We start from the raw sequence: 25390 nt of genomic DNA, 5'->3' as shown, positions 1-25390 counted from the left end.
CGATGCCGCTCATCATTCGCCGCGCCCGGCCGGACGACATCGGTGTCGTGTTCGCGCTGATCAAAGAGCTGGCAGACTACGAAAAGCTGACCCATGAGGTCGAGGCGACGGAAGCTGATATCGCAGAGGCGCTGTTCGGCGGAACGCCGCGGCTGACTTGCGATCTTGCCGAATGGCAGGGCGAGGTGGCCGGCTTTGCCGCCTGGTTCGTCAATTTCTCCACCTTTGCAGGAAAGGCCGGCATCTATCTGGAGGACCTGTTCGTGCGGCCGGCCTTCCGCCGGAGCGGCATCGGCCAGGCGCTGCTCGGCCATCTCGCCAGGACCTGCATCGACAATGGCTGGGCGCGGCTGCAATGGTCGGTGCTCGACTGGAACACGCCGTCGATCACCTTCTACAAGTCGCTCGGCGCCGAGTTGATGGACGAATGGACCTTGTGCAAGGTGACGGGCCCGGCGCTGTCCGCGCTTGCGGGGCGCGCACCATGATCGAGATCGTGCTGGTCGCGGCAGTGGCCGACAACGGCGTCATCGGGGCGCAGGGCGCGATTCCCTGGCGCCAGAAGAGCGACATGCAACGCTTCAAGGCGATCACGATCGGAAAGCCGGTTCTGATGGGGCGCAAGACCTTCGTCTCGTTCCCCCGCCGGCCGCTGCCGGGCCGCACCAACATCGTCGTCACCCGCGATGGCGCTTTTCGCGCTGCGGGCGCTGTGGTCGCGAACTCCATTAACGAGGCGCTTACGATAGCGCGGGGCGATGCGCTGCGGCGTTCGGCCGCGGAGATCGTCGTGATCGGCGGTGCGGAGGTCTATGCCCAGGCGATGCCGTTCGCCGATCGGCTGGAAATCACCGAGGTTCACGCGCAGCCCGACGGCGATACCGTTTTGCCAGCCATCGACCGCACGCTGTGGCAGGAGGTTGCGCGCGAAGACCATCCCTCAGGCGCTGATGACAGCGCGGCATTTTCCTACGTGACGTGGCGCCGGCTGTCGCATCGTTAATGTTGCGCCGGCGTTATTCGCGCTAAAATCCGTTAAGGATGAACTGTCGTGGTTGACGGTGCGATGGTCGCGCCAGCCGCGTCAAACCGGCGCTGTGGCGCTGTTTACATTGACAAAAGCAGGTTCGGGCTTAGCTGGAGGCCTACATTGTAAGGGGCCTAGCCGTCCCTTATAAAGCCCGCCTGCGTTGTGAGGCCTCCGGCTCCCCGCTGGCCTCTCGAAGGAGATCGATCGATGCCGTGGAAGAATCAGGGCGGAGGCCCGTGGGGTCCCGGTCCGAAGGGACCCTGGGGCTCCGGACCGCAACCCGTCGGTCCGAGGCCACCCGACCTGGAAGATCTTCTGCGGCGCGGCCAGGACCGGCTGCAGCAGATGATGCCCGGCGGCCATTTCGGCAGTGTCGGTGTCGCGCTGGTCGTGATCGGCGCGCTCGCGATCTGGCTATTGTCCGGCTTCTACCGCGTGCAGTCGGAGGAGCTCGGCGCCGTGCTGCGCTTCGGCAAATATGTCCGCGAGGAGCAGCCGGGCCTGCGCTACCATCTGCCTTATCCGATCGAGACGGTGCAGCTGGTCAAGGCGCAGCGCGTCAATTCGATCTCGATCGGCGTGACGCCGATCGATGACGGCTCGCGGCGCGGCCGCTCCGCGCGCGACGTGCCGGAAGAGAGCTTGATGCTGACTGGCGACGAGAACATCGTCGATGTCGACTTCACCGTGCTGTGGCGCATCAAGCCGAAGGGCGTTGCCGACTATCAGTTCAACATCCAGAACGTCGACGGCACCGTGAAGGCGGTGGCCGAGAGCGCGATGCGCGAGGTGGTCGGCCGCTCCAACATCCAGCCGATCCTGACGGGCGCCCGCAACACGATCGAGCAGAACGTGCAGGAACTGATGCAGAAGACGCTCGACAATTACGGCGCCGGCGTCCTGGTCGCGCAGGTGCAGATGCAGAAGGTCGATCCGCCCGCCCAGGTGATCGAGGCGTTCCGCGACGTGCAGGCGGCGCGCGCCGACCTTGAGCGCAAGCAGAACGAGGCGCAGACCTATGCGAACAAGATCGTGCCCGATGCGCGCGGCCAGGCGGCGAGGATCGTGCAGACCGCCGAGGGCTACAAGGAGCAGGCGGTCGCCGAGGCCAAGGGCCAGAGCGCGCGCTTCCTGAAGGTCTATGACGAGTACAAGAAGGCGCCCGACGTGACGCGCGAACGCATCTATCTCGAAACCATGGAGCGCCTGCTCGGCGGCTCCGACAAGCTGATCTACGACGCTGGATCGTCCCAGCAGGGCGCGGTGCCGCTGCTGCCGCTCGGCGATCTCGCGCCGCGGCGGCTGGCGCCGACCGGCTCGCTCGGTTCGCCTGGCTCGACCACAACCGCGCCCTCAACGCTGCAGAGCGGAGGCACCCGATGAGGTCTCCGCTAACAGGTATCGCCACGCTGGTCGCGGTGCTCGTGCTCGCGATCGTGGCCTATAGCTCCGTCTTCACGGTGCAGCAGACCGAGCAAGCGCTGGTGCTGCGCTTCGGCGAGATGGTCGATGTGGCCACCGAGCCCGGGCTGCACTTCAAGGCGCCGTTCATCGACACCGTGGTCTCGATCGACAAGCGCATTCTCGATCTCGAGAATCCCTCGCAGGAGGTGATCGCCTCGGACCAGAAGCGGCTCGTGGTCGATGCCTTCGCGCGTTACCGCATCAAGAATGCGCTCAGGTTTTACCAGAGCGTCGGCTCGATCCAGACCGCCAACGCGCAGCTCGGCTCGCTGTTGAACGCGGCGTTGCGGCGCGTGCTCGGCGAGGTCACCTTCATCCAGGTGGTGCGCGACGAGCGTGAATCGCTGATGGGCAAGATCCGCGATCAGCTCGATCACGAGGCCGACGGTTACGGCATCCAGGTGGTCGACGTCCGCATCCGTCGTGCCGACCTGCCCGACGCAAACAGCCAGGCGGTCTACGAGCGAATGAAGACGGAGCGGCAGCGGGAGGCCGCGGAATTCCGCGCGCTGGGCGACCAGAAGGGGCAGGAGATCCGGTCCAAGGCCGACCGCGATGCGACCGTGATCGTGGCCGAGGCCAATTCGCAGGCCGAGCAGATCCGCGGTGCGGGCGATGCCGAGCGCAACCGCCTGTTCGCGGAGGCGTACGGCAAGGACCCCGACTTCTTCACCTTCTACCGCTCGATGTCGGCCTATGAGGCCGGGCTCAAAGGCGGCGACACGCGCTATCTGCTGCGGCCCGATTCGCCGTTCTTCCGCTACTTCACCGATCCGCAAGGCAAGGGAGAGGGCAAGGGAGATGCCAAAGCGGCTGCGGAGCCTGCACCCGCGCCGGCGGCAAAGCCCTGATGGACGTCGTTCGGATTGACGACAACGTCAGCAAGATGATTAGGAGTTGACAGGGCCGGAGCAAAAGAACGTTGCTTCGCCCTGTCGTCCTCAAGAAAAGACGGTCACACGGGAGGTTCCAGGCCGATGAGGTCAATTGCGTTCTCCGACTTCCTCATCGGTCTAGGCGTCCTGTTCGTGCTGGAAGGCTTGTTGTTCGCGGCCAGCCCCGAATGGATGCGGCGCGCCATGAAGAGCGCGCTCGCCACGCCGGACAATGTGCTGCGCGCGGTCGGGATCGGCTCGGCGGTGGCAGGCCTGATTTTAATCTGGGTTATCCGGCGCCCGATCTGAGCGGGCGGGTCCCCGTCCTCATCCGGAGGGGCCGGTACTGTGATCCAGTCGTGCTATCAACGCGCTTGTGAGGCGTATGCGTCGGCTTTTTGCCGTATGGATGGCCTTCAATGCGCTGAATTGACTTAAGGTCCTGGCTCGCCGGGTCCTTTCCGCGAGGGCTCTGCCGAGCCCCACCAGGGCGGGCCGCTTGCACCGCCGCCCGGTTCCGGCGCACTGTAGCCCATAACTGACCCCTTAGATCGTTTGCCTTTGGAGATCCGCCGACATGACAGCGACCGCAAGCTTCAGCCATCGCCTGCGCCCGATCCTGACCGCTGCCTGCCTTGCCATGGCCAGCGCGATGGTCCCAGCGCCGGCGTCGGCGCGGGGGCCGGAAGGCATCGCCGACGTCGCCGAGAAGGTGATCGATTCCGTCGTCAACATCTCGACCTCGCAGACCGTCGAAGCCAAGGGCGGCGGCGACGGCAAGGGCACGATGCCGCAACTGCCGCCGGGCTCGCCGTTCGAGGAATTCTTCGACGATTTCTTCAAGAACCGCCGCGGCGGACCGGGCGGCAAGGGCGGCGGCGGCGACCTGCAGCCGCGCCGCACGAACTCGCTCGGCTCCGGCTTCATCATCGATGCCTCCGGCGTCGTGGTCACCAACAACCACGTCATCGCCGATGCCGACGAGATCAACGTCATCATGAATGACGGCACCAAGATCAAGGCCGATATCGTCGGCATCGACAAGAAGACCGACCTCGCGGTGTTGAAGTTCAAGCCGCCGCGGCCGCTGACCGCGGTGAAGTTCGGCGATTCCGACAAGCTCCGGCTCGGCGACTGGGTGGTCGCGATCGGCAATCCCTTCAGCCTGGGTGGCACGGTGACGGCCGGCATCGTCTCGGCCAAGAACCGCGACATCTCCTCCGGGCCCTATGACAGCTACATCCAGACCGACGCCGCGATCAACCGCGGCAATTCAGGCGGTCCGCTGTTCAACCTCGAGGGCGAAGTGATCGGCGTCAACACGCTGATTATTTCGCCCTCGGGCGGGTCGATCGGCATCGGCTTTGCGGTGCCGTCGAAGACCGTGGCCGGCGTGGTCGACCAACTCCGTCAGTTCGGCGAATTGCGCCGCGGCTGGCTCGGGGTGCGGATCCAGACCGTGACCGACGAGATCGCCGAGAGCCTCAACATCAAGCCGGCGCGCGGTGCGCTGGTCGCCGGCGTCGACGACAAGGGCCCGGCCAAGCCGGCCGGCATCGAGCCCGGCGACGTCGTCGTCAAGTTCGATGGCCACGACATCAAGGATCCGAAGGACCTGTCGCGCATCGTTGCCGACACCGCTGTCGGCAAGGAGGTCGACGTCATCGTCATCCGCAAGGGCCAGGAGGAGACCCGCAAGGTCACGCTCGGCCGGCTGGACGATAGCGAGAAGGTGCAGCAGGCCGCCGCCAAAAGCGACGAGCAGCCCGCCGACAAGCCGGTGACGCAGAAGGCGCTGGGGCTCGACCTCGCGACGCTGAGCAAGGATCTGCGCACGCGCTACAAGATCAAGGACAGCGTCAAGGGCGTGGTGATCACCAGCGTGGACGCAAGCTCCGATGCTGCCGACAAGCGGCTCTCCGCCGGCGACGTCATCGTCGAGGTGGCGCAGGAGGCGGTCGCCAGCGGCGCCGACATCAAGAAGCGCATCGATCAGCTGAAGAAGGACGGCAAGAAGTCTGTGCTTCTGCTCGTCTCGAACGGCGACGGCGAGCTGCGCTTCGTGGCGCTGAGCCTGCAGTAACCTGAGCCTGCAGTAACCCGGCGGCGTCGCTCAACTCCTCACTTCGTCATTGCGAGCGAAGCGACGTGTCCGCCATAGCCCGAAGGGCGGCGGCGGAAGCAATCCAGAGCCAAAGAGGAAGTCTGGATTGCTTCGTCGCTTACGCTCCTCGCAATGACGAGCCCATCGGCGGCGTGTAGCCACCGCCGTATGGCGGTGCATCGCCATCGATCGAAATAATCAGTTCCGGACTGCGCCGACAGTCGACGTCGATCTCGGCCGCGGCACTGCGGCGGTTGTGCGGAGCGAGCACTGACAGCTGGACCGGAGTTGCCGGCATGCCGTTGCGCGTCAGCGGCGCGGCAGGCGACTGCTCACGAACGCCGGCCGAGCCCAGCACCGAGAGCTGGACAGGCGAGGCCGGAAGCGACGAGCGCTCGTAGCTCGGAAGTTCGCCGGCGGCGGCCGCCTGCAGGGTGGCGAAAGCGAGGAGTGCGCCGGGGACGAGATGTTTCGCGAAGTTCATGGAAGGTGGTCCTTTGGTTGGCGATTGTTCGATCGCGTGATCCGCAATCGCATTCCGCCTTCCTTGGACGCTCCCTAAACCTGGTCCACAGTTAAACCACTGGAGTCGTTTTGACAATTGATTTTTCTGCAGTGCAGCAAAATGGCAATAAAGTACCTATTTGATATGATGGATCGATTACGATCCGCGACGGTCTGCGCCGGGCGCGGGGCCATGCGCGAACCGCGATCAGTCGATCGACGACACGATTTCGAATCGTACGGGCGCTCGATATCGGCATGATCAGACTTGGCGGGTACGCGGCGGCCTGGCCGCGGCTGCTTGGCCGCCCCCTAGACTAATTAGTTCACGAATTCGTCGCGCCGATATCCCTGCGCATAGAGCAGGGCGGTGAGGTCGCCATGATCGATGCGCGCCGATGCCGCCGCCGACACCGCCGGCTTGGCATGGTAGGCGACGCCGAGCCCCGCGGCCTGGATCATGCCAAGGTCATTGGCGCCGTCGCCAACCGCAAGCGTGTCGATCTCGTCGAGATCGAAGGACTCGCGCAGTTCGACCAATGTGTCCAGCTTGGCGGCGCGGCCGACGATCGGCTCGCGCACCACGCCGGTGAACTTGCCGTCCGCGATGACGAGCTCGTTGGCGCGGTTCTCCTGGAAGCCGAGCTTGGCCGCGATTGCGCTCGTGAACAGCGTGAAGCCGCCGGAGACCAGGCACGTATAGGCGCCATGTGCGCGCATCGTCATGACGAGCTCGCGGCCGCCCGGCGTCGGCACGATCCGGCTCGCGAGCACCTCGTCGACAACGCTCGCCGGCAGGCCCTTCAGCAGCGCCACGCGCTCGCGCAGCGCCGGCTCGAATGCGATCTCGCCGCGCATCGCGCGCTCGGTAATCCCGGCGACATGCTGCTTCAGCCCGGCGAAATCGGCGAGCTCGTCGATGCATTCCTGGCCGATCATGGTCGAATCCATGTCGGCGAGAAAAAGCTTCTTGCGCCGGAACGCCATTGGCTGCACGACGATGTCGATCGGCAGGTCGCCGCGGATCTCGCGCAGCCGCGCTTCGATCTTGTGCACTTCACCTTCGCCGCCGAAGGGAATATCGACCGCGACCTCGTTGAACAGCCAGTGCGGCGTGCCCGCCAAGGGCAGCACGGCGAGGAAGCCGTCCACGATGGTGCTGTCGAGCGCCGGATTGGCGGGGTTGCAGATGAAGGTCGCGACGAGGGACATTGAGGTGGTTTCTGAGGTGGCTTCGCTGGCGGACAACAAGGCGGTGCTTATCGCAGGGCCGACCGCCAGCGGCAAGTCGGCGTTGGCGCTGCGCCTGGCGGAACAGACCGGCGGCGTCGTCATCAATACCGATTCCATGCAGGTCTATCGCGATCTCCGCATCATTACCGCGCGACCGACAATGGAGGAGGAGGCGCGCGTGCCGCATCGGCTCTACGGCCATGTCGATGCCAGCGTGAACTACTCCGCCGGCAGCTATGTCACCGATGCCGCGTCTCTGCTCGCTGAGGTCCGTCGTGAGGGGCGGCTGCCGATCATCATCGGCGGCACCGGGCTGTATTTCAAGGCGCTGACGCGGGGGCTGTCCGCGGTGCCGCCGGTCCCTGAGGAGATCCGCGACGGCGTGCGGGCGCGACTGGAGCGCGATGGCGTCGAGGCGCTGCACGCGCAGCTTCAGCGGCGCGATCCGGAAGCAGCGGCGCGGCTGAAGCCGCGCGATCGCACCCGCATCGCCCGGGCGCTCGAGGTGATCGAGGCGACGGGACGACCGCTCGCCGATTGGCATCGCGAAGGCCAGCCACCGCTGCTGGCCGAAGGCAGCTATCAGGCGCTGTTCCTGGCGCCGGATCGCGAGACGCTTTATGGGCGGATCGATGCGCGCTTCGATGCGATGCTAAAGAACGGCGCGCTGGAGGAGGTGGAGGCGCTCGCCGCACGTGGACTGGATCCGCTGCTGCCGGCAATGAAGGCCCATGGCGTGCCGGCGCTGATCCGTTACCTCAAGGGAGAAATCAGCCTTGACGAGGCCGCCACCATCGGCACGGCCGACACCCGCCACTACGCCAAGCGCCAATTCACCTGGTTCCGGCACCAATTGCCGGAGTTTCGATGGATGACGCCGGAGGAGGCGAGGGCGTGGGCCACCGCTATCATTCCGGGACATCGCGAAGCGATGGGCCCAGGATCCATGACCACAGCAATGAGTATGGATTCCGGGCTCGCCCAACGGGTGCCCCGGAATGACGACGGAGAAAGTGGCGTAGAAGGTTGATGGTACCGTGGTATTATCAGGATTGTGGGAGGTGTCCGATGGTCGATATCCTGATCCGCGAGGTGGATGAATCGACAGTGGGATTGCTGCGGCGTCGCGCTCAACGGCACGGCAAGAGCCTTGAGGCTGACCTTCGAGAGGCGCTCGAAAAGATGGCGCGCAAGGAAGCGGAATTGCCTGATGATGCTGAGCCGTTCGGCGGCTGGCTCGTCGCGATTTCAAGGCCGGGCGTTGACTTGGACCAAGCGCTTCAGATGCTCCGATCCGCACCTGTTCGATCGATGTCGTTCGAGTGATCTTGGCGAAGCCTGAAATCCGTAACGACCATCGTGAGTATGGATTCCGGGCTCGCCCTGCGGGCGCCCCGGAATGACAATGGAGAGAGCTTGCGCGCTTCGTCGCAAAATTCCCTCTCGCCGAACCGCAAAAACCCGGTTAACCTGACAAAATCGTGCGAACGAGTGGCTTCGCCTTGACAAGAGGGCGACTGCGCGTATGTTCGCGCAACCTTTGGGAAGCCGGTTCGGCGTCATGCGCAACATTATTACCATCCTCCTTATCGTCGTCGTACCCAGGCGCACCGCCGGGGATGGCTAAGGCCATCCAAAATCCGAGCGGTGCGCATGGGCCTCTTGAGGCCCTTTTTTATTGCCCTGACGCCAGAGACCAGAACCCCGCCTCACTTCGAGAAACAGCCGCCGAGAAGGCGATCCGGAGCCCACCATGAGCGACAAGAGCCACGATCCGAACCAGATGACCGGCGCTGCCATGATCGTGCGCGCGCTCATCGATCACGGCATCCAGCACATTTTCGGCTATCCCGGCGGCGCGGTGCTCCCGATCTATGACGAGATCTTCCAGCAGAGCGAGATCCAGCACATCCTGGTCCGGCACGAGCAGGGCGCCGGCCATGCTGCCGAGGGCTATGCGCGCTCGACCGGCAAGCCCGGCGTCGTGCTGGTGACCTCAGGCCCCGGCGCCACCAACATGGTGACGCCGCTCGCCGACGCGCTGATGGACTCGATCCCGCTGGTCTGCATCACCGGCCAGGTGCCGACGCACCTGATCGGCAACGATGCCTTCCAGGAATGCGACACGGTCGGCATCACGCGCCCCTGCACCAAGCACAATTGGCTGGTCCGCAACGTCAACGACCTCGCGAAAGTCCTGCACGAGGCGTTCTATGTCGCGACCTCGGGACGGCCGGGACCTGTTGTCGTCGACGTGCCGAAGGACGTGCAGTTCGCCGTCGGCACCTATCATCCGCCGCGCAAGTCCGACGTCCATATTTCCTACGCGCCGCGCCAGAAGGGCGATGCGACGGCGATCCGCAAGGCTGTGTCGTTGCTGGCGGGCGCCAAGCGGCCGGTGATCTATTCCGGCGGCGGCGTCATCAATTCCGGACCGGAAGCCTCGAAGCTGCTGCGCGAGCTGGTCGAGGTCACGGGCTTTCCGATCACCTCGACGCTGATGGGGCTGGGCGCCTATCCGGCGTCGGGCAAGAACTGGCTCGGCATGCTCGGCATGCACGGCACCTACGAAGCCAATATGGCGATGCATGGTTGCGACGTCATGCTGTGCGTCGGCGCACGCTTCGACGACCGTATCACCGGCCGCACGGATGCGTTCTCGCCGGGCTCGAAGAAGATCCACATCGATATCGATCCGTCCTCGATCAACAAGAACATCCGCGTCGACGTGCCGATCATCGGCGATTGCGGCAACGTGCTCGGCGACATCCTGCAGGTCTTCAAGGCGGAGGCGAAGCGGCCCGACATCAAGGCCTGGTGGGCCGAGATCGCGCAATGGCGCGCGCGCAACTCGCTGGCCTACAAGGCGAACAAGGACGTGATCATGCCGCAATATGCGATCCAGCGGCTGTTCGAACTGACGCGCGGACGCGACACCTACATCACGACCGAGGTCGGCCAGCATCAGATGTGGGCTGCGCAGTTCTACGGCTTCGAGGAGCCGCACCGCTGGATGACCTCGGGCGGGCTCGGCACCATGGGCTATGGCCTGCCGTCGGCGATCGGCGTGCAGGTCGCCCATCCCGACAGCCTCGTCATCGACATCGGCGGTGATGCCTCGGTGCAGATGACGATGCAGGAGATGTCGACCGCCGTGCAGTACGAGCTGCCGGTCAAGATCTTCATCCTCAACAACTCGTATATGGGCATGGTGCGGCAATGGCAGCAGCTGCTGCACGGCAACCGCCTGTCGCATTCCTACTCGGAAGCGCTGCCGGATTTCGTCAAGCTCGCGGAGGCCTATGGCGGCATCGGCCTGCAGGTGTCAAAGCCCGCCGATCTTGATGGCGCGATTCTGGAGATGATCAAGGTCAAGAAGCCGGTGTTGTTCGACTGCCGTGTTGCGGCGCTCGAGAACTGCTTCCCGATGATCCCCTCCGGCAAGGCGCATAATGAGATGATCCTGCCGACCGAGGCCTCCGATCCCGCCGCCTTCTTCGCCACCGGCAAGGCGCTGGTGTGAGAGCAGATCGTGTTGGAGAACCGGGCCAGGAATTCCACTGTCATCGTCCGGCTTGACCGGACGATCCAGTACGCCGCGGCGTTTCGGCTAGAGTCGAGTCGGCACGGAATACTGGATGCCCGCCTTCGCGGGCATGACGAGTGCGGGAGGCAACATGTTCACCCTCGCTGACCTCGAGCAAGCGCACGCCCTGGTCGCCTCCGCCGTCCCGCCGACGCCGGCTTATGCCTGGCCGTTGCTCGCGCAGCGGCTCGGCACGCATGTCGTGGTCAAGCATGAGAACCACACGCCGGCCGGCGCCTTCAAGGTGCGCGGCGGGCTCACTTATGTCGGCCAGCTGAAGCGCACTCATCCCGAGGTGCGCGGGCTGATCTCGGCGACCCGCGGCAATCACGGCCAGAGCATCGCCTTTGCCGGCCGCCGCCATAACCTGCCGGTGACGATCTACGTGCCCAGGGGCAACTCGGTCGAAAAGAATCGTGCGATGGCGGCGTTCGGCGCCGAGCTCATCGAGCACGGCAGCGACTTCCAGGAGGCGCGCGAGGAGGCGATCGCCCGCGCTGCGCGCGACGGCCTGCACATGGTGCCGTCGTTCCATGCCGATCTCGTGCGGGGCGTCGCGACCTATGCGCTGGAGCTGTTGCGCGCCGTGCCCGATCTCGACGTGCTCTACGTTCCGATCGGGCAGGGCTCCGGCATCTGCGGCTGCGTCCTGGTGCGCGATCTGCTGGGCGTGAGGACCGAGATCGTCGGCGTGCAGTCGACGCTGGCGCCATCCTATGCGTTGTCCTTTGCCGCGCGCACGGTGGTGACGACCAACAGCGCGGACACGCTCGCTGACGGCATGGCGACGCGCAGCCCCGATGCGGACGCGCTCGCGATCATGCTCAAGGGCGTCTCGCGCATCGTGCAGGTGACGGACGAGGAGATCGCGGCCGCGATCCGCGCCTACTGGACCGACACCCACAATCTCGCCGAAGGCGCCGGCGCCGCGCCGCTTGCCGCCGCGCTGCAGGAGAAGCGCAGGCTTGCCGGCAAGCGCGTCGGGCTGGTGCTGAGCGGCGGTAACATCGATTTCGATTTGTTCAGGACGTGGGTCATGCAGGGCGCGGCTGCTGAAAAGGCGGTCGTGTCATGAAGACACCTACTCGCAAGAACGCAGTGTCATCGCCCGGCTTGATCGGGCGGTCCAGTACGCCACGGACGTCGTGTTTAACACGGCCGCTGATGTTTACTGGACGCCTGCCTTCGAAGGCATGACGACAGAATAAAGGGGGAATGTATGACACAGCCCGCATCGGCCTATTTCATCGAAGACCGCCGCGATCCGAACGAGACTCATACGCTCGCGATCCTGGTGCAGAACGAGCCTGGCGTGCTCGCGCGCGTGATCGGCCTGTTCTCGGGCCGCGGCTACAACATCGAGAGTCTCACGGTCTCGGAGACCGAGAGCCAGAAGCATCTGTCGCGCATCACCATCGTCACCACGGGCACGCCGATGGTCATCGAGCAGATCAAGCACCAGCTCGACCGGATGATCCCGGTCTACCGCGTCGTCGACATGACCTTGTCCGGCCGTGCCATCGAGCGCGAGCTGGCGATGGTCAAGGTGCGCGGCACCGGCGAGCACCGGGTCGAGGCGCTGCGGATGGCGGACGCCTTCCGCGCGCGGGTGATCGACGCCTCGACCGAGAGCTTCGTGTTCGAGATCACGGGCAATAGCGGCAAGGTCGATCAGTTCATCGAGCTGATGCGGCCGCTCGGTCTGGTCGAGGTGTCGCGCACCGGCGTCGCCGCCATCGGACGGGGACCGGAAGGGATGTAGCTCATGCTGGCGCGCGACTGGTACTACAACGAGCGGAGCCGGATCGGGCTCGATAATGCCGTCGCCTCGATCTATGGCGCGGGCGACGATGCCGACAAGCGGGCGCGTGCGGCGCTGACGATGCTCGGCGTGAGGCGGGGCTGGCGCGTAGCCGATATCGGCTGCGGCAACGGCGTGCTGGCTTGCGAGGCCGCGCTGATGGGCGCCGAAGTCGACGCCATCGACATCTCGCCGGCAATGCTGGCGCTGACCGAGATCTACACGCGCGACCGCCGCGCCGCCGTGCGCACCCAGCCCGCAGGGCTGCTGTCGTTCGCCTACGCGCCCAATTCCTATGACCTGATCGTCAGCGAGTTCACGCTGCATCACTTGCCGGATTTCTGGAAGGCGGTGGCGCTGGCGCGCATCTTCGTCGCGCTCAAGCCCGGCGCGTGCTTCTATCTGCGCGACATCGTTTATACTGTTATGCCTGACGGCACCGAACGCAGCGTCGAGCAGTGGGCGGATTTCGCCATCGGGAATCACGATTTCGACCGCCAGAGCGTCATCACGCATATGCGCGACGAGAACTCCACATTCGCCTGGGTGATCGAGCGGATGCTGACGGAGGTCGGCTTCACCTTGCTGTCGGCCGACACGCATGCGCCGTTGCACGGCACTTATCTCGCGCAGAAGCCGGAGGCCGCGTGAGTGCCATGTCGCAACAGCTGCTGCTCGCTTTCGTGATGTTCGCCTTCGTGATGTCGTTCACGCCGGGGCCGAACAATGTCATGCTGCTGTCGTCAGGCGTGACCTACGGCTTCCGCCGCACGGTGCCGCACATCATGGGCGTCACCTTCGGCTTTGCCTTCATGGTTGCTGCCGTCGGGTTCGGGCTGGCGGCCGTATTCATCACCTATCCCGTGCTGCAGACCATCCTGAAATATCTCGGCGCCGCCTACCTGATCTATCTTGCGGTCGCGATCGCGATGTCCGGGCCGGTCAAGGCGGGGGAGGGCGGAGAGCGCCGTCCGATGACGTTCTGGGGCGCTGCGATCTTCCAGTGGGTCAACGCCAAGGGCTGGGTGATGGTGATCGGCACCATCACCGCCTATGCGGCGATCGCGAGCTTCCCGTTCAACATCCTGATCCAGACCGTGATCAGCTTCCTGATGGGCATCGGCTCGACAGTCACCTGGACCCTGTTCGGCACTGCGTTGCGGCCGGTTCTCAACTCCGAGCGCGCGGTACGCGCTTTCAACATCGTGATGGCGATCTTGCTACTCGCCTCGCTCTATCCCGTGTTCATGGACGCATGAGAGTGCGGTTCGCCATGCGGATTGAGGGTTTCCCACATGAGCGAAAATGCTCTAGACATCGCCCGAATTTTTGCCGGCGGCCGTCGCCTGCATTTCACCTGTAACGGACTTCCAGCCAATTCCGGCCACTCGAAGAGGAAACGACTATGCGTGTTTACTACGATCGCGACGCCGATCTGAACCTGATCAAGGGCAAGAAGGTCGTCATCGTCGGGTACGGCAGCCAGGGCCATGCCCATGCGCTGAACCTGAAGGATTCCGGCGTCAAGGAGGTGGCGATCGCGCTGCGCAAGGGCTCCGGCTCGGCAAAGAAAGCGGAAGCCGCCGGGTTCAAGGTGATGGAGGTTGCCGAGGCCGCCAAGTGGGGCGACCTGGTGATGATGCTCACCCCCGACGAGCTGCAGGGCGACATCTATCGCGAGCACCTGGCCGACAACATGAAGAAGGGCGCCGCGCTCGTCTTCGCCCACGGCCTCAACGTGCATTTCAATCTTCTTGATCCCCGGCCTGACCTCGACGTGCTGATGATCGCGCCGAAGGGCCCCGGACACACCGTCCGTTCCGAATATCAGCGCGGCGGCGGCGTGCCCTGCCTGATCGCGATCGCCAAGGATTCCTCCGGCAATGCTCACGACCTCGGCCTGTCCTATGCCTCGGCGATCGGCGGCGGCCGTGCCGGCATCATCGAGACCACGTTCAAGGAAGAGTGCGAGACCGATCTGTTCGGCGAGCAGGCGGTGCTGTGCGGCGGCCTGGTCGAGCTGATCAAGGCCGGCTACGAGACGCTGGTCGAGGCCGGCTACGCGCCGGAAATGGCCTATTTCGAGTGCCTGCACGAGGTGAAGCTGATCGTCGACCTGATCTATGAAGGCGGCATCGCCAACATGAACTACTCGATCTCCAACACCGCCGAGTATGGCGAGTATGTCACCGGCCCGCGCATTGTTACGGCTGAAACCAAGAAAGAGATGAAGCGGGTTCTCGACGACATCCAGTCTGGCCGCTTCGCGCGCGACTGGATGCTGGAGAACAAGGTCAACCAGACCTCGTTCAAGGCGACCCGCGCCAAGCTCGCCCAGCACCCGATCGAGGAGGTCGGCGCCCGCCTGCGCGACATGATGCCGTGGATCAAGAAGGGCGCACTGGTCGACAAGAGCAAGAATTAACAAGCTTCGACAGCAAGGACCGTCTCGAAGGCCGGTCATCCGGTGCGACAATGAAGGTGCCACCCTCTCTCCTTGTGGGAGAGGGTGGCGTGTATGAGCGGAGCGAAATGCGTGCCGGGTGAGGGGTCTCTATCCGCGGAGACAGACCCCTCACCCGGCTCGCCGCCGCATCCGCGCCGGCGATCCACCCTCTCCCACAAGGCGAGAGGGGGCAGCGGAGCCCTGGTTTGGCTCAACCTTGGGGCTAAGGCGCTCCGCCTCACTTCCCGATCTTGTTGTGGACCAGCCAGAAGCGCAGGGTGCGCTGGGCGGTGTCGAGCGACAGCCGGCCGTAGTCCTTTTCGGCGAGCTTGAGCGTGCCGCTGTCGATGCCGTGCTTGACCGGGCGGTGCCAGAGGATCTTCTCCACCGTCGGCCATTTCAGCCCGGCCGATTTGCAGGGGATCAGCACCAGATCGGCCCGAGGGCCTTCCAGCACCTTGGCGATCATGCCGGTCGGCACATTGTTGAGCAGGCCGAGCGCTGCGGCGATCTCGGAAAAGCGCTTGGCCTCCGCAAACCAGACCAGCGAGGTGTCGTTCAGCTCGTTCAATCCCTTCATGCGCTTCACCGCCTCCTCGGCGACTGAGAAGTCGCGCCCCGAGAAGCTGTCGCCGCGCGCGGCGTCGGTGAAGGTCTTCAGCACGCGCGTGATCTCGTCGCGCAGATCCGGCGGAGCGTTCGCAAGCAGCCGGCTGCGCACCGCGTCGGTCGCCCGCTGCAGCAGCTCGCGCAAATGCTTGGGCGGCAGATCGACCCGCATGCCAAGGATCTGGGTCAGCTCGTCATCCGCCTCGGCCCGCACCACCATCCCCGAATATCCGGTCTCGGAGAAACGCGCGCTGGCGTTGCCGGCAAGCTTGCGGATGACCCGGTTCTCACCGCGGTCGACGATGATGTCGGTGACGGCCTCGGTCAGGTTGGCGCGTCCCGACAGCGCCATCAGGTGCTCCTGGCCCTTGGTGGCGGCGACCTCGACCAGCGTGCTCTCGCTCACGCGGCTGGAATGGGTGAGCACGGCTCCCGCAACCGCGATCTCATCATCGCGGGCCAGTCGCTGGATCACGTCGACCGGTGCGTAGTCGAGCGTCGACAGGCACTTGCTCAGCTCGGCGCGGACGCGCGTCTCGACCCGCGACACCAGCATGCATAGCACGTTGTCGAAGACCCTGATCTGTTCCTCGCTCAGGCGCTCGCCGCCATGCAGGAACAGACTGGTGACCTCGCGAAGAGTGTTGACGCGCTTCTCCGAAGAGCCGCTGCGTACGGCCTCCTCGAGCTCGGCGATGATGGATTGTTCTGGCTGGATCTGTCCTGGATGCTGCACGGTTCGCGCTCGTTCGGATCCCGAAATCCAAGGCAGGCGGCGGTTGCACGTCCAGTCTGCCGCATGCTTGTCACCGCAAGGCTTCCCTATCCGCGATAAAAATGTGTTAGAGCGTCAGCCCGTAGAATTCCGGGGCAGAGCTGAGATAGAGGTCTAAGGGGTGTTTGCTAACGCTCGTGCCGCACAAAAAGGGGCCGTCCTGGCCGCCTCGAAAGGAGGCCGATCCGATCGTCCGTCGTGAAGAATTGAGAACGCATCTTCTTTCTTCTCAGGCTGTTCTCTCACATCGGGTTATGCCGAAAAGATGAGCGGCTGCAATTTGTAAGCGCGACAAGTTCAATCAGCTCCGTTAGCCCCCCGCAACCTCATCCCATCTCTGCAGTCCTCAAGGATTGCATTTTGATATACATTCTTGAGCCGGCGCCACGCCCTCGCAGCGCGTTTCGCAGCTCCGTAGCGCCGGATGCGTTCGCAGCTCTACCTTCTGACGAGGCGGGATGACCACGATCGGAAAAAGACAGGCCGAGCTGACACAGCTGGTGGAAGAGGCGCTTCGTGCGCAGCCCGGCTGCGAGACCGCGCGGGTGCCCGCTGTCCACGAACTGCCCCATGTGCGCGAAGGCCGGAATTGGGAAATCCCGCAGGTGATTCTTGGCGACAGCCTGATCAGCGACGTCGACCGCGCCGTGATGGCGGTCCAGCGGCGGCTTGGCCGCGCATTTCATCTGATTGCAGACTAGACTGTCGTTTCCTTGAAATCGGCTGTCGGTGGATGGGTTGAGCTCTCGCAATCTCTACCGCTGTCATGCTCCGCGCAGCCGGAGCATCCAGTATTCCGCGGCAGAAGAGATCGAATCGAAACGTCACGGCGTACTGGATCGTGCGCCGGAGCCTGTCATCCGGCCGGCCGAAGGCCGGACCAGGTGGCGGACGATGACCGTGAGGCTCATATATAGGCCGTGACTTTGGAAACAGTCGTCCAATCACCTATCAGGCGGTCAGCCGATGCCCATCATGCGCGCGAAGCGGCCGGCAATCTTGGCCTCGGGGGCCTGTTGCGCGTCCGGCTCCTCCGGCCGGCTGAGCTCCGCCAGCGAGATCAGGACGATCTGGTTGACGTATTCGATGCTCATCGAGAACAGGTCACCTTCGGAATTGCGATAGTCGATCCGCGTGGCCTGGCCGTCCCGCATCGACTTGGTCACCGTCCAGCCCAAGGGGTCGCCCAGATAACGGATCAGTTCGCCGACCGTGTGGAGCTGATAGCGCGTGCCGCAGCATCTCTCGCGCCTTGGTGTTCAGGGTCAGGATGCGCGCATCTTCGGTCTTGTTCTGTCCGTTCATGAGCGGAACTGCGGCAATGATGCCGAGAGGGGACCGATCGTAGAGGATCTGCAGCACGTCGATCTTCTCGCTCAGCATCGCCACGAAGCTCATGGTGAAGATCGGTGCGCTACGCTCGTTCAGCGCAAGCGGCAGCACCACGACCTCCCAATAGGCGTTCTGGTCGGACAACGACGAGATATAACGGGCATAGATCGGCTGTCGGCTCGCAAGGCATTGATCATAGATCTCGCGCAGGCTGTTGGCCGTTGCGAATTTCAGCTCGCTCAGCCGCGCTCCGCGCAAATCCTGCCCAAGGTTCCTGATGTAGCTGTCGCTCTGGGACACGACCACATGGTCGTCGCCAAGGTTGAGGTTGAGCAGCGTGTCGCCATACGCACAGAACGTCTTCGAATACAGATCGCGCAGGGTCGGCTGACGGCTGGCGCGATGAAACAGCCAATGGCGATAGCCTTCTCTCAGCGGCTTGCTGTGAATCTGCTCGGCGATGGTCTTGCCTGTCCAGGTCTGGATCGGAGCGCGGCTGCCCGCACCGCTGTCACTGGTCCGCACGGGCCTGATGGTCGCGCTCTCGGCTTCCGGATGAGATTGCACGCGAGGTTGGGCTGACGCCTGGTTCATCACTGGGTCTTTCGGACGATGCAGGTCCGGGGCCTCGGTGGTCTAGGTCGGCCCCGACAATGAGGGAATTGTCTCCGAAGTTAGGAAACGATCGCTAGGTGCCGATTAAACTCGCACGGGCACCGTAGTCTTACGGTGTGTCGGAACCAAGATGCATCCGGAAGGCGAGTGCGATGGAAGGCCCTCGCTGTCCTGTCCGGGACGACGAAAGCGCTCATGTCTGCTACCGCAAGAAGCTCTGTTGCGGCGGGGAGCCTGTGCTACTCGCTCGCTGCATCCGTGATGATGCCGCCGATGTTCTGCCAGCGCTCGCCGTCGAACTGGATCATCTGCAGCTGCTTGTTGACACGATAGTCGGTCGGTGAGGTCGTGATGGTGATGCCGGGCAGCAGCATGCCGAGCGCGACATGGTCGAGCCTGCTCGCCTGCTTCAGCACGTTCTCGCGCGTGAGATCGTCACCGCACTGCTGCAGCACCTTCACCATCAGCTCGGCGGTGATATAGCCATAGACGTTGAAGTTCGAGCCCTTGTCTCCATCGGGAAAATACTTCTCCATGAAGGCGAGATATTCCTTCACGCCCGGATCGTCCTTCCAGACTGGCTCGCTGGGGTCCTTGACGTAGCCGACGCTGATCAGGCCCTTGGCGTTTTCGATGCCGGCCGGCTTCAAAGTTGCGTTCATGGAGTTGGCGTTGATGTCGACGATGTGGACTGGATGCCAGCCGAGCTCGGCGATCTTCTTGATCGCCTGCGCGGCCTGCTTCGGCGTCGAGGCGCTGAAGATGAGGTCGGCGCCGGCATCCTTGATCTTCAGGATCTGGGAATCGATGGTGGGATCGGACAGCTCGTAGGACACTTCCGCGACGATCATGCCGGCGGCTTTGGCGCCGAGCCCGGCCTTGAGGCCGGCGAGATAGTCCTTGCCGAGATCGTCGTTCTGGTAGAGCACGCCGACCTTGGCGTTCGGATGCTCCTTGAGAATGTATTGGCCGTAGATGCGGCCTTCGACGAAATAGTTGGGGTTGAAGCCCATGGTCCAGGGAAAGTGCTTCGGATCGGTGAAGCGTGCGGCACCGGTGGCAGCGAACAGCTGCGGCACCTTCTTGGCGTTGAGATATTTCTCGACCGCTGCGTTCGGCGCAGTGCCGATGATCTGGAACGTCAGGAGCACCTCGTCGCTCTCGACCAGCTTGCGCACCTGCTCGACCGTCTTTGGCGGCGAGTAGGCGTCGTCATACTGGATCAGGTTGATCTTGCGGCCGTTCACGCCGCCCTGGTCGTTGATCATCCTCATATAGGCGGCCTGCGCCTTGCCGACGGTCGCATAGGCCGACGCCGGGCCACTCAGCGGCACGGTCTGGCCGATCTTGATCTCAGTATCGCTGGCACCGGTGTCATATTTCTTCTCGGCTGCCGCGGCTGCAACGGACAGCGCGGCTGCAAGCGCCGACGCAGCAGCGAGCGCCAAGATCCTCTCTCTCATGACATAAGGTCCTTGTTGCCTTCTGACTGAAAACTCATTCGGCCTTGATGCCGACCTCGCGGATGACAGCGCTCCATCTGGCGGTCTCGTCCGCAACGAAGCGGCCGAACGTCTCGGCGCTGTCGACGCGAACATCGAGCCCTTGCGCGAACAGCTTCTGCTTGATCTCCGCTTGCCCAAGCATGCCGCAGAGCTCGCTTTCGAGCCGATCGACGATCGATTGTGGCGTGGCCGACGGCGCCATGAAGCCGTACCAGCCGGCGGCGACGACGTCGGGATAGCCTTGTTCGCGCAAGGTCGGCGCCTGCGGATAGATCGCGCTGCGCTCGGCCGAGGCCACGCCGAGCACGCGGAATTTGCCGCTCTGGACGTAGGGCAAAGCAGTGCTGAGCGCAGTCAACGTCGCATCGACGCGGCCGGCGAGCAGCTCGGTATAGGCCGTGGAGTCGCCGCGGAAGGGGATGTTGAGGCCTTTGACGTCGGCGCCGCGGAACAGCAGCTCGGCGGCAAGGTGCGGCTGCGAGCCGACGCCAGGCGAGGCGAAGGTGAGGCCCTCGGGCCTGGACTTGCCGTAGGCGATCAGCTCGCCGAGCGTCTTGAAGCTCGCCTCAGTGCTGATCATCAGAAAGATCGGCGCGATGACCGTGCCGGCAATCGGGCGCAGGTCCTTGCGCGGGTCGTAGCTCAGCTTGCCAAACAACGCTTCCGCGGTGGCATAGGGCGCGGCCGCGTAGAGCAGGGTATAGCCATCGGGCTGCGCATGCGCGACCTGCTCATTGGCGAGCCGCGAGCCCGCGCCCGGCCGGTTCTCGACGATGAATTGCTGGCCCAGACGATGGCTCAGCCGTTCGGCCAGGATGCGCAGCGAGATGTCGCTGGCGCCGCCGGCGCCATAGGGCGAGATCAGGCGCACCAGCCGCGACGGATAATTGTCCTGTGCATGCGTGGCAGCGGCATGGCCGAATGCGAATGCGGCGGCGGCGCTGCCGAGCAGGGTTCGGCGCGTGACTGTCTGGCATGCCATTGATGTGCTCCCGTTCCCTGCTTGTTTGTTGCTTGTTCTTGCCGGCCCTGTTCTTGCGGGTCTTGTTCTTGCGGGTCTTGTTCTTGCCGGTGTTGGCCGCGCGGCTGCGGCCTCACGAAAGACTTGTCGGAACGCCTCCTGCTGTCATGTCATGCGCATTCCGATTCAAGGCGCGTCGGCCGCGGCCATCGGCGGCGTGCTGCGCCGTTCGATTGCAGGCTCTGGCTCATCGATGAGCGCACGGATGCTGCCGGCGAGGGCGCGAATGCGTGGCCCGATCTCGGCCTCGAGCTGGCCGGAGGCGAGGCGGAACGCTGGGATGCCGCAATTGATGGCGTAAGCGCGCTTCGCGCCCGGCGCATAGAACAGCGGCGCCGCAACCGCATGGATCGAGGCCATGTATTCGCCAAAGCAGGTGCAGAAGCCCTGGTCCGCGCATCGTGCGAGGCCCTGACGATAGAGGTCGCCGAGCGCGGACCATTGTCCAGCGTCCTCGGCCTGCAATTGCGCATCCAGCGCCGCACCGTCGGGCACGGGGAGGATTGCTGCCGCGGCACGGCCCATCGCGGTCGGGACCACCGGGATCGGCATGCCGATGTCAGGCGTGTGCGGACCAACATCGCCCGAGCGTGCGGTCTCGACATAGACCATCGCCGTCCCGTCGAGCACTCCGATCGAGACCGTCCCGCGGACGCTGTGCGCGAACTCCTGCATCAGGGGACGGGCGAGCTGGCGGAACGGCATGTCCGCGAGCAGCGGATGCGCCATGTGCAGCGCCCGAATGCCGACGCGGTATTTGGCGAGATCCCGGTCGTATTGGAGATAGCCGAGTTCGGCGAGCGTGTGCGTCAACCGCGCCACGGTCGGCCGCGGAATGCCGGTGCGGACCGAGATCTCCATGTTGCCGAGGAGACGAGAGTCGGCCCGGAACGCCTCCAGCACCACGAGCCCCTTGGCCAGCGTGGTGGCGAAAGCCGCATCGCCGGCGCTCTCGGCCAGCACTGCCTCGGCTGAGGATTGCGAGACAAGAAACGGCTTTGGTCGCGTGAGGGAGGTCATGTCTGAAAAGATCGCTCATGAGGCCATCCTTGTCCACAAAAATTGATCAAACGCAGAGATATGTCCAATACGTGGACGAACCCGGCTGAGCGTCCTGCGTCCCCCTCGGTGAGCGGGACTGCATCTGCGTTGAGGACTATGTTCAGTCCGTCGTTCGCCATCGGCGATGTGCGGGACGGCCATTGATGTCAAAAGTGGAGGGTTTGCGATGTCATCAAGCGTCAAGGAGATGCTGGCGGCAGCCAATGCAGCGGTACCGAAAATCACGCCCGCTGAGGCGCGCGATATGATCGCCAAAGGCAACGTGCTTGTGGTCGACGTGCGCGATGCGCCCGAGGTCGAGAAGAGCGGCAAGGTGGCCGGCGCGGTGCACGTCTCGCGCGGCATGCTCGAATTTCGCGCCGATCCGGACTCGCCCTATCACGACAAGAACTTCGCGAAGGACAACACCGTGATCCTGTATTGCGCTTCCGGCGGGCGCTCGGCGCTTTCAGGCAAGACGCTGAAGGATCTCGGCTACGAGAACGTCTACAACGTCGGCGCGTTCAAGGACTGGGCCGAGAGCGGCGGCGCGGTCGAAAGCTGAACAGCGCCCCCAGATCACGCCCTCCGCGGTGTCCGCATCGCTGCGATCGCAACGAGCGCTGCGGCAAAACCTGATGCTGCGCCGACGCACAGCGCCCAGCGCGGTCCGAAATCGTCGGCGACCCAGCCCACGATCGGGGCGCCGATTGGCGTGCCGCCGAGCGCGACGCCGACACGCAGCGCCATCACCCGGCCCCGCATCGAGGGCTCGGTCGCGAGCTGCATCAGGCTGTTGGTGGTGTTGGTGAACATCAGGGCGGCGATGCCGATGACGACGAGCGCGGCGCCAAACAGCCAGATGGTCGGCGCGAGCGCCGCCAGCGTGCAGCCGATGCCGAACAGGCTGCTGCCTGCGAGCAGCATTCCAAATCGCGGCTTGTGCTGGCTGGCGTTGATCAAGGCGCCGGTGACCGTGCCTGCGGCCATGATCGAGGACAAAAGGCCATAGCCGCGGGCGTCGCTGTAAAAGACCTTGATTGCCATGGTCGAGACGAAGATCTGGAAGTTCAGTCCGAACGTGCCGATCAAGGTCAGCATGATCAAAGTGGCCCGGAGCTGCGGATGAGACCATGCGTAGCGAAAGCCGGCGGTGAAGCTCGCCAGGAAGTTTCCCTTGGCGTGCTGCGCCCGCGCGTTCGGACGCAGTTCGGCGGCGCGGAGCAGCGTCAGTGACACCAGCACCGCGGCGAACGACGCGCCGTTGATCAGGAAGGCCCAGCCGGTGCCGAAAGCGGCGATCACCACGCCGGCAATGGCAGGGCCGATCATCCGCGCGGCGTTGAACGATGTCGAGTTGAGTGCGATCGCGTTGGGCAGGTCGTTGTCACCGACCAGCTCGGCGACGAAGGTCTGGCGCACCGGCGCATCGAACGCGGCCGCGCAGCCGAACAGAAATGCGAACGCGTCGACCTGCCAGAGCTGGACGACGCCGGCCACGGTGAGCAGACCCAGAATGAGCGCGAACGCGCCCATCGTCGCCTGGGTGGCAATCAAGAGCCGGCGCTGATTGAAATGATCGGCGACGTATCCGGTCAGGGGCAAGAGCAGCAGCTGCGGTCCGTACTGCAGCGCCATGACAAGGCCGACGGCGGAGGCGTTGTGCTGCGTGAGCTGCATCAGCACGAGCCAGGTCTGGGCGGTGCGCTGCATCCATGTGCCGACGTTGGAGACGAACGCGCCGGCGGCCCAGAGCCGATAGTTGTAGCTGCGAAGCGACCGGAACATGCCAGGCACCTTGCCCGTCACGACCGCTCCCGCAGATCGCCGCCATGCAGCGAGCCGAAGTGTCGTGCCAGGAACAGGCTCATCGCGAGCGCGCCCAGACCGAGCGCAATGACATCGCTCGTGTTTCTCAGTTCGAAATCGCCAACCCGGCAGACAAGCAAATAGCCGATGACGATGTTGAACAGACCCCAGAGCACGTTCACCGTCGAGGAGGAGAGCCCGCGTCCCGGCGGCTTTGCGAATGGGGTCTGAAAGGGCTGGCCCATCAGCCCGCTGACAACATGCGGCACGGCGTTGGCCAGGAAGGCACCTCCGAAGGCATAGGAAACGAGATGAAGCCAGTTCATGTCAGGCGTTCCTGTTGTCGAGCAGCTCAATGATCTCAGCCGTGGTGCCGGTCTCGCCGAGCCGTGGAAACACATTGGCGATGCTGTAGCGATGTGCCTCTGGCCTGATGTCGGTCATGGCATCCACCGCGAGCGTGACGTTGAAACCCTGCTCATAGGCCTGGCGCGCGGTCGCTTCGACGCCGGTTCCGGTGGAGACGCCTGCGATCACGACTTGCGTCACGCGGCGGGTTCTCAATTGTGTTTCGAGATGGGTGTTCGCAAACGCGCCCCAGGTCCGCTTGGTGACAACGATGTCGTCCGGCTGCTGGTTCAGCTCGGGGATGAAATCAGTCCAGCCGGCGGGAATCGGCGTAGTCTGGCGCGGCGGCTGCTCGGTTCGGCCCGGCGCAGTGCCGGTGACGTTGACCAGCACGACCGGCAGTCCGAGCGCTCTGAACTTGTCTGCCAGAGCGCGGGCGCGCGTCACGACTTCGTTGATCGAATGCAGGAAACGGGCGCCGATGATGCCCTTCTGCAGGTCGACGATGATGAGCGCAGTGTTCGGATCGAGCTGCGTGAGCGCCATGGGTTCTGTCCTTCGCGTGTATCGCGACTTGTCAATCGTCGACGAGCCGTCTGAGCAGCCCGATTGCGGCTGCGAGCTGCTGCTGCTCCGCAGGCGAGAGCCGGGCCGCGATGGTGCGCGACAACCAGTCCTGGCGCGCGGCGCGCCCCTCATCGATCCGGGTGCGACAGGCTTCCGTCAACGACAGGATGATCTGGCGACCGTCGGTAGGGTGAGGTGATCCGCGCACCAGGCCGGCGCTCTCCAACGCAGCGATGATCGGCCCCATTGATTGCGGCCGCATGCCTTCCATCCGTGCGAGGCCGGACGCCGTTGCCGGGCCGTCCTTTTCCAGGCGTAGCAACACCGACACTTGGGAGGGCGTCAGATCGCCGACGTCGGCCTGCTCGCGCAGCCGGCGCTTCAGCTTGCCGGCCAACGCCCGCAGCTCGCCAGCCAGGGCATGGGCGTCGGCCGAGGCGGCTTTCCGGGATGATTGCCGGTTCATGTCGCCTGGTTAAGGCAGGAAAACTGAAAAGTCAATCTTATAAGTTTAGCTGAATGTATGGGCAGCTACCCGCAGCCGCTTCGCTCAAGGGGCCACAGGGTTGCGCCAACCACCGCTGTCGTCCCGGCGAACGCCGGGACCCATAACCACCGGCGGACGTGGCTTATTCTGTGCTGTAGCTCCAGCGCGTTCAATTCATCTGCAGCTGTGTCTATGGGTCCCGGCGTTCGCCGGGACGACAGTTGCATATGTTGCGGCC

General features: G+C 64.3%; 28 protein-coding genes. 16 read left to right on the top strand and 12 right to left on the bottom strand.

What is annotated here, in order from left to right; translation table 11 throughout:
* Nucleotides 1–2 precede the first annotated feature (2 nt).
* From P6U24_RS29180 to P6U24_RS29155, 6 genes are all read left to right on the top strand, one after another.
* Nucleotides 3–488, top strand: coding sequence for a GNAT family N-acetyltransferase (locus tag P6U24_RS29180; RefSeq protein ID WP_407155879.1), 486 nt, complete (start codon nucleotides 3–5; stop codon nucleotides 486–488).
* A complete protein-coding gene (locus P6U24_RS29175) occupies nucleotides 485–1003 on the top strand; it encodes a dihydrofolate reductase (protein WP_407155878.1) in 519 nt (172 codons plus the stop codon). Before P6U24_RS29180 ends, P6U24_RS29175 begins: the two co-directional genes overlap by 4 nt.
* A 234-nt stretch (nucleotides 1004–1237) precedes the next feature.
* Nucleotides 1238–2413 carry an FtsH protease activity modulator HflK gene (gene hflK / locus P6U24_RS29170; protein ID WP_407155877.1) on the top strand — a complete coding sequence of 392 codons (1176 nt, stop codon included), beginning with the start codon at nucleotides 1238–1240 and terminating at the stop codon, nucleotides 2411–2413.
* Nucleotides 2410–3345 carry a protease modulator HflC gene (gene hflC, locus P6U24_RS29165; protein WP_407155876.1) on the top strand — a complete coding sequence of 312 codons (936 nt, stop codon included), beginning with the start codon at nucleotides 2410–2412 and terminating at the stop codon, nucleotides 3343–3345. Before hflK ends, hflC begins: the two co-directional genes overlap by 4 nt.
* Nucleotides 3346–3471: 126 nt before the next feature.
* On the top strand, nucleotides 3472–3678 hold the full coding sequence (locus tag P6U24_RS29160; RefSeq protein ID WP_407155875.1) for a DUF2065 domain-containing protein: 207 nt from the start codon (nucleotides 3472–3474) through the stop codon (nucleotides 3676–3678).
* A 268-nt stretch (nucleotides 3679–3946) separates the two neighbouring features.
* Nucleotides 3947–5452 (top strand): Do family serine endopeptidase, encoded by a 1506-nt coding sequence (locus tag P6U24_RS29155; protein ID WP_407155874.1) that lies wholly within the window; start codon nucleotides 3947–3949, stop codon nucleotides 5450–5452.
* Between the two features lie 139 nt (nucleotides 5453–5591).
* Here the strand turns inward: P6U24_RS29155 and P6U24_RS29150 are convergent, their stop codons facing one another.
* Both P6U24_RS29150 and serB read right to left on the bottom strand, forming a co-directional pair.
* Entirely contained in the window at nucleotides 5592–5957 is a 366-nt protein-coding gene (locus tag P6U24_RS29150; protein ID WP_407155873.1) for a hypothetical protein, read from the bottom strand.
* A 341-nt stretch (nucleotides 5958–6298) separates the two neighbouring features.
* A complete protein-coding gene (serB, locus tag P6U24_RS29145) occupies nucleotides 6299–7189 on the bottom strand; it encodes a phosphoserine phosphatase SerB (RefSeq protein WP_407155872.1) in 891 nt (296 codons plus the stop codon).
* On the opposite strand from serB, the gene miaA reads away from it, so the two are divergent.
* The 8 genes from miaA (at nucleotide 7167) to ilvC (ending at nucleotide 15022) form a co-directional block, all read left to right on the top strand.
* A complete protein-coding gene (gene miaA, locus P6U24_RS29140) occupies nucleotides 7167–8240 on the top strand; it encodes a tRNA (adenosine(37)-N6)-dimethylallyltransferase MiaA (protein WP_407155871.1) in 1074 nt (357 codons plus the stop codon). The genes serB and miaA overlap by 23 nt on opposite strands.
* A 38-nt stretch (nucleotides 8241–8278) precedes the next feature.
* Nucleotides 8279–8536 carry a FitA-like ribbon-helix-helix domain-containing protein gene (locus tag P6U24_RS29135; protein ID WP_407155870.1) on the top strand — a complete coding sequence of 86 codons (258 nt, stop codon included), beginning with the start codon at nucleotides 8279–8281 and terminating at the stop codon, nucleotides 8534–8536.
* Nucleotides 8537–8963: 427 nt separating this feature from the next.
* The gene (locus P6U24_RS29130) at nucleotides 8964–10733 is read left to right on the top strand and encodes an acetolactate synthase 3 large subunit (protein ID WP_407155869.1); all 1770 of its coding nucleotides are present in this window, start codon (nucleotides 8964–8966) and stop codon (nucleotides 10731–10733) included.
* 154 nt (nucleotides 10734–10887) lie between these two features.
* The gene (locus P6U24_RS29125; RefSeq protein ID WP_407160639.1) at nucleotides 10888–11871 is read left to right on the top strand and encodes a threonine dehydratase; all 984 of its coding nucleotides are present in this window, start codon (nucleotides 10888–10890) and stop codon (nucleotides 11869–11871) included.
* A gap of 144 nt (nucleotides 11872–12015) precedes the next feature.
* A complete protein-coding gene (gene ilvN, locus P6U24_RS29120) occupies nucleotides 12016–12558 on the top strand; it encodes an acetolactate synthase small subunit (RefSeq protein ID WP_407155868.1) in 543 nt (180 codons plus the stop codon).
* 3 nt (nucleotides 12559–12561) lie between these two features.
* Nucleotides 12562–13248, top strand: coding sequence for a class I SAM-dependent methyltransferase (locus tag P6U24_RS29115; protein WP_407155867.1), 687 nt, complete (start codon nucleotides 12562–12564; stop codon nucleotides 13246–13248).
* 5 nt (nucleotides 13249–13253) lie between these two features.
* Nucleotides 13254–13856, top strand: a complete 603-nt coding sequence (locus P6U24_RS29110; protein ID WP_407160638.1) for a LysE family translocator — start codon at nucleotides 13254–13256, stop codon at nucleotides 13854–13856.
* Between the two features lie 146 nt (nucleotides 13857–14002).
* Complete coding sequence (gene ilvC, locus P6U24_RS29105) at nucleotides 14003–15022, top strand: ketol-acid reductoisomerase (RefSeq protein ID WP_407155866.1); 1020 nt, start codon at nucleotides 14003–14005, stop codon at nucleotides 15020–15022.
* A gap of 259 nt (nucleotides 15023–15281) precedes the next feature.
* Here the strand turns inward: ilvC and P6U24_RS29100 are convergent, their stop codons facing one another.
* Nucleotides 15282–16388, bottom strand: a complete 1107-nt coding sequence (locus tag P6U24_RS29100; protein WP_407155865.1) for a DUF2336 domain-containing protein — start codon at nucleotides 16386–16388, stop codon at nucleotides 15282–15284.
* Between the two features lie 497 nt (nucleotides 16389–16885).
* Here P6U24_RS29100 and P6U24_RS29095 point away from each other — a divergent pair, with 497 nt between their 5' ends.
* On the top strand, nucleotides 16886–17128 hold the full coding sequence (locus P6U24_RS29095) for a hypothetical protein (protein ID WP_407155864.1): 243 nt from the start codon (nucleotides 16886–16888) through the stop codon (nucleotides 17126–17128).
* Between the two features lie 258 nt (nucleotides 17129–17386).
* On the opposite strand, the gene P6U24_RS29090 is transcribed toward P6U24_RS29095, so the two are convergent.
* The 5 genes from P6U24_RS29090 to P6U24_RS29070 all read right to left on the bottom strand — a co-directional run bounded on the left by P6U24_RS29090 (nucleotide 17387) and on the right by P6U24_RS29070 (nucleotide 21920).
* Nucleotides 17387–17521, bottom strand: coding sequence for a hypothetical protein (locus P6U24_RS29090; RefSeq protein WP_407155863.1), 135 nt, complete (start codon nucleotides 17519–17521; stop codon nucleotides 17387–17389).
* A gap of 10 nt (nucleotides 17522–17531) precedes the next feature.
* Nucleotides 17532–18353: a hypothetical protein gene (locus P6U24_RS29085; RefSeq protein WP_407155862.1), complete on the bottom strand. Its 822-nt coding sequence runs from the start codon at nucleotides 18351–18353 to the stop codon at nucleotides 17532–17534.
* A 260-nt stretch (nucleotides 18354–18613) separates the two neighbouring features.
* Nucleotides 18614–19837 (bottom strand): ABC transporter substrate-binding protein, encoded by a 1224-nt coding sequence (locus P6U24_RS29080; protein ID WP_407155861.1) that lies wholly within the window; start codon nucleotides 19835–19837, stop codon nucleotides 18614–18616.
* Between the two features lie 34 nt (nucleotides 19838–19871).
* Nucleotides 19872–20861, bottom strand: a complete 990-nt coding sequence (locus P6U24_RS29075; protein WP_407155860.1) for a Bug family tripartite tricarboxylate transporter substrate binding protein — start codon at nucleotides 20859–20861, stop codon at nucleotides 19872–19874.
* A gap of 165 nt (nucleotides 20862–21026) precedes the next feature.
* Nucleotides 21027–21920: an IclR family transcriptional regulator gene (locus P6U24_RS29070; RefSeq protein ID WP_407155859.1), complete on the bottom strand. Its 894-nt coding sequence runs from the start codon at nucleotides 21918–21920 to the stop codon at nucleotides 21027–21029.
* Nucleotides 21921–22128: 208 nt separating this feature from the next.
* On the opposite strand from P6U24_RS29070, the gene P6U24_RS29065 reads away from it, so the two are divergent.
* The gene (locus P6U24_RS29065; RefSeq protein ID WP_407155858.1) at nucleotides 22129–22506 is read left to right on the top strand and encodes a rhodanese-like domain-containing protein; all 378 of its coding nucleotides are present in this window, start codon (nucleotides 22129–22131) and stop codon (nucleotides 22504–22506) included.
* Between the two features lie 14 nt (nucleotides 22507–22520).
* On the opposite strand, the gene P6U24_RS29060 is transcribed toward P6U24_RS29065, so the two are convergent.
* The 4 genes from P6U24_RS29060 to P6U24_RS29045 are packed head-to-tail and all read right to left on the bottom strand — an operon-like array spanning nucleotide 22521 to nucleotide 25131.
* The gene (locus P6U24_RS29060) at nucleotides 22521–23729 is read right to left on the bottom strand and encodes an MFS transporter (protein ID WP_407155857.1); all 1209 of its coding nucleotides are present in this window, start codon (nucleotides 23727–23729) and stop codon (nucleotides 22521–22523) included.
* A gap of 17 nt (nucleotides 23730–23746) precedes the next feature.
* On the bottom strand, nucleotides 23747–24076 hold the full coding sequence (locus P6U24_RS29055; protein ID WP_407155856.1) for a hypothetical protein: 330 nt from the start codon (nucleotides 24074–24076) through the stop codon (nucleotides 23747–23749).
* 1 nt (nucleotide 24077) lies between these two features.
* Nucleotides 24078–24644, bottom strand: coding sequence for an isochorismatase family protein (locus P6U24_RS29050; protein ID WP_407155855.1), 567 nt, complete (start codon nucleotides 24642–24644; stop codon nucleotides 24078–24080).
* 31 nt (nucleotides 24645–24675) lie between these two features.
* Nucleotides 24676–25131: a MarR family winged helix-turn-helix transcriptional regulator gene (locus tag P6U24_RS29045; protein WP_407155854.1), complete on the bottom strand. Its 456-nt coding sequence runs from the start codon at nucleotides 25129–25131 to the stop codon at nucleotides 24676–24678.
* Nucleotides 25132–25390 lie beyond the last annotated feature (259 nt).

Origin of the sequence: Bradyrhizobium sp. STM 3557, from assembly GCF_045571465.1 — a bacterium.
Lineage (GTDB): Bacteria > Pseudomonadota > Alphaproteobacteria > Rhizobiales > Xanthobacteraceae > Bradyrhizobium.
Note: the sequence above shows the minus strand (reverse complement) of the source record. Positions and strands in the feature narration are given on the sequence as shown.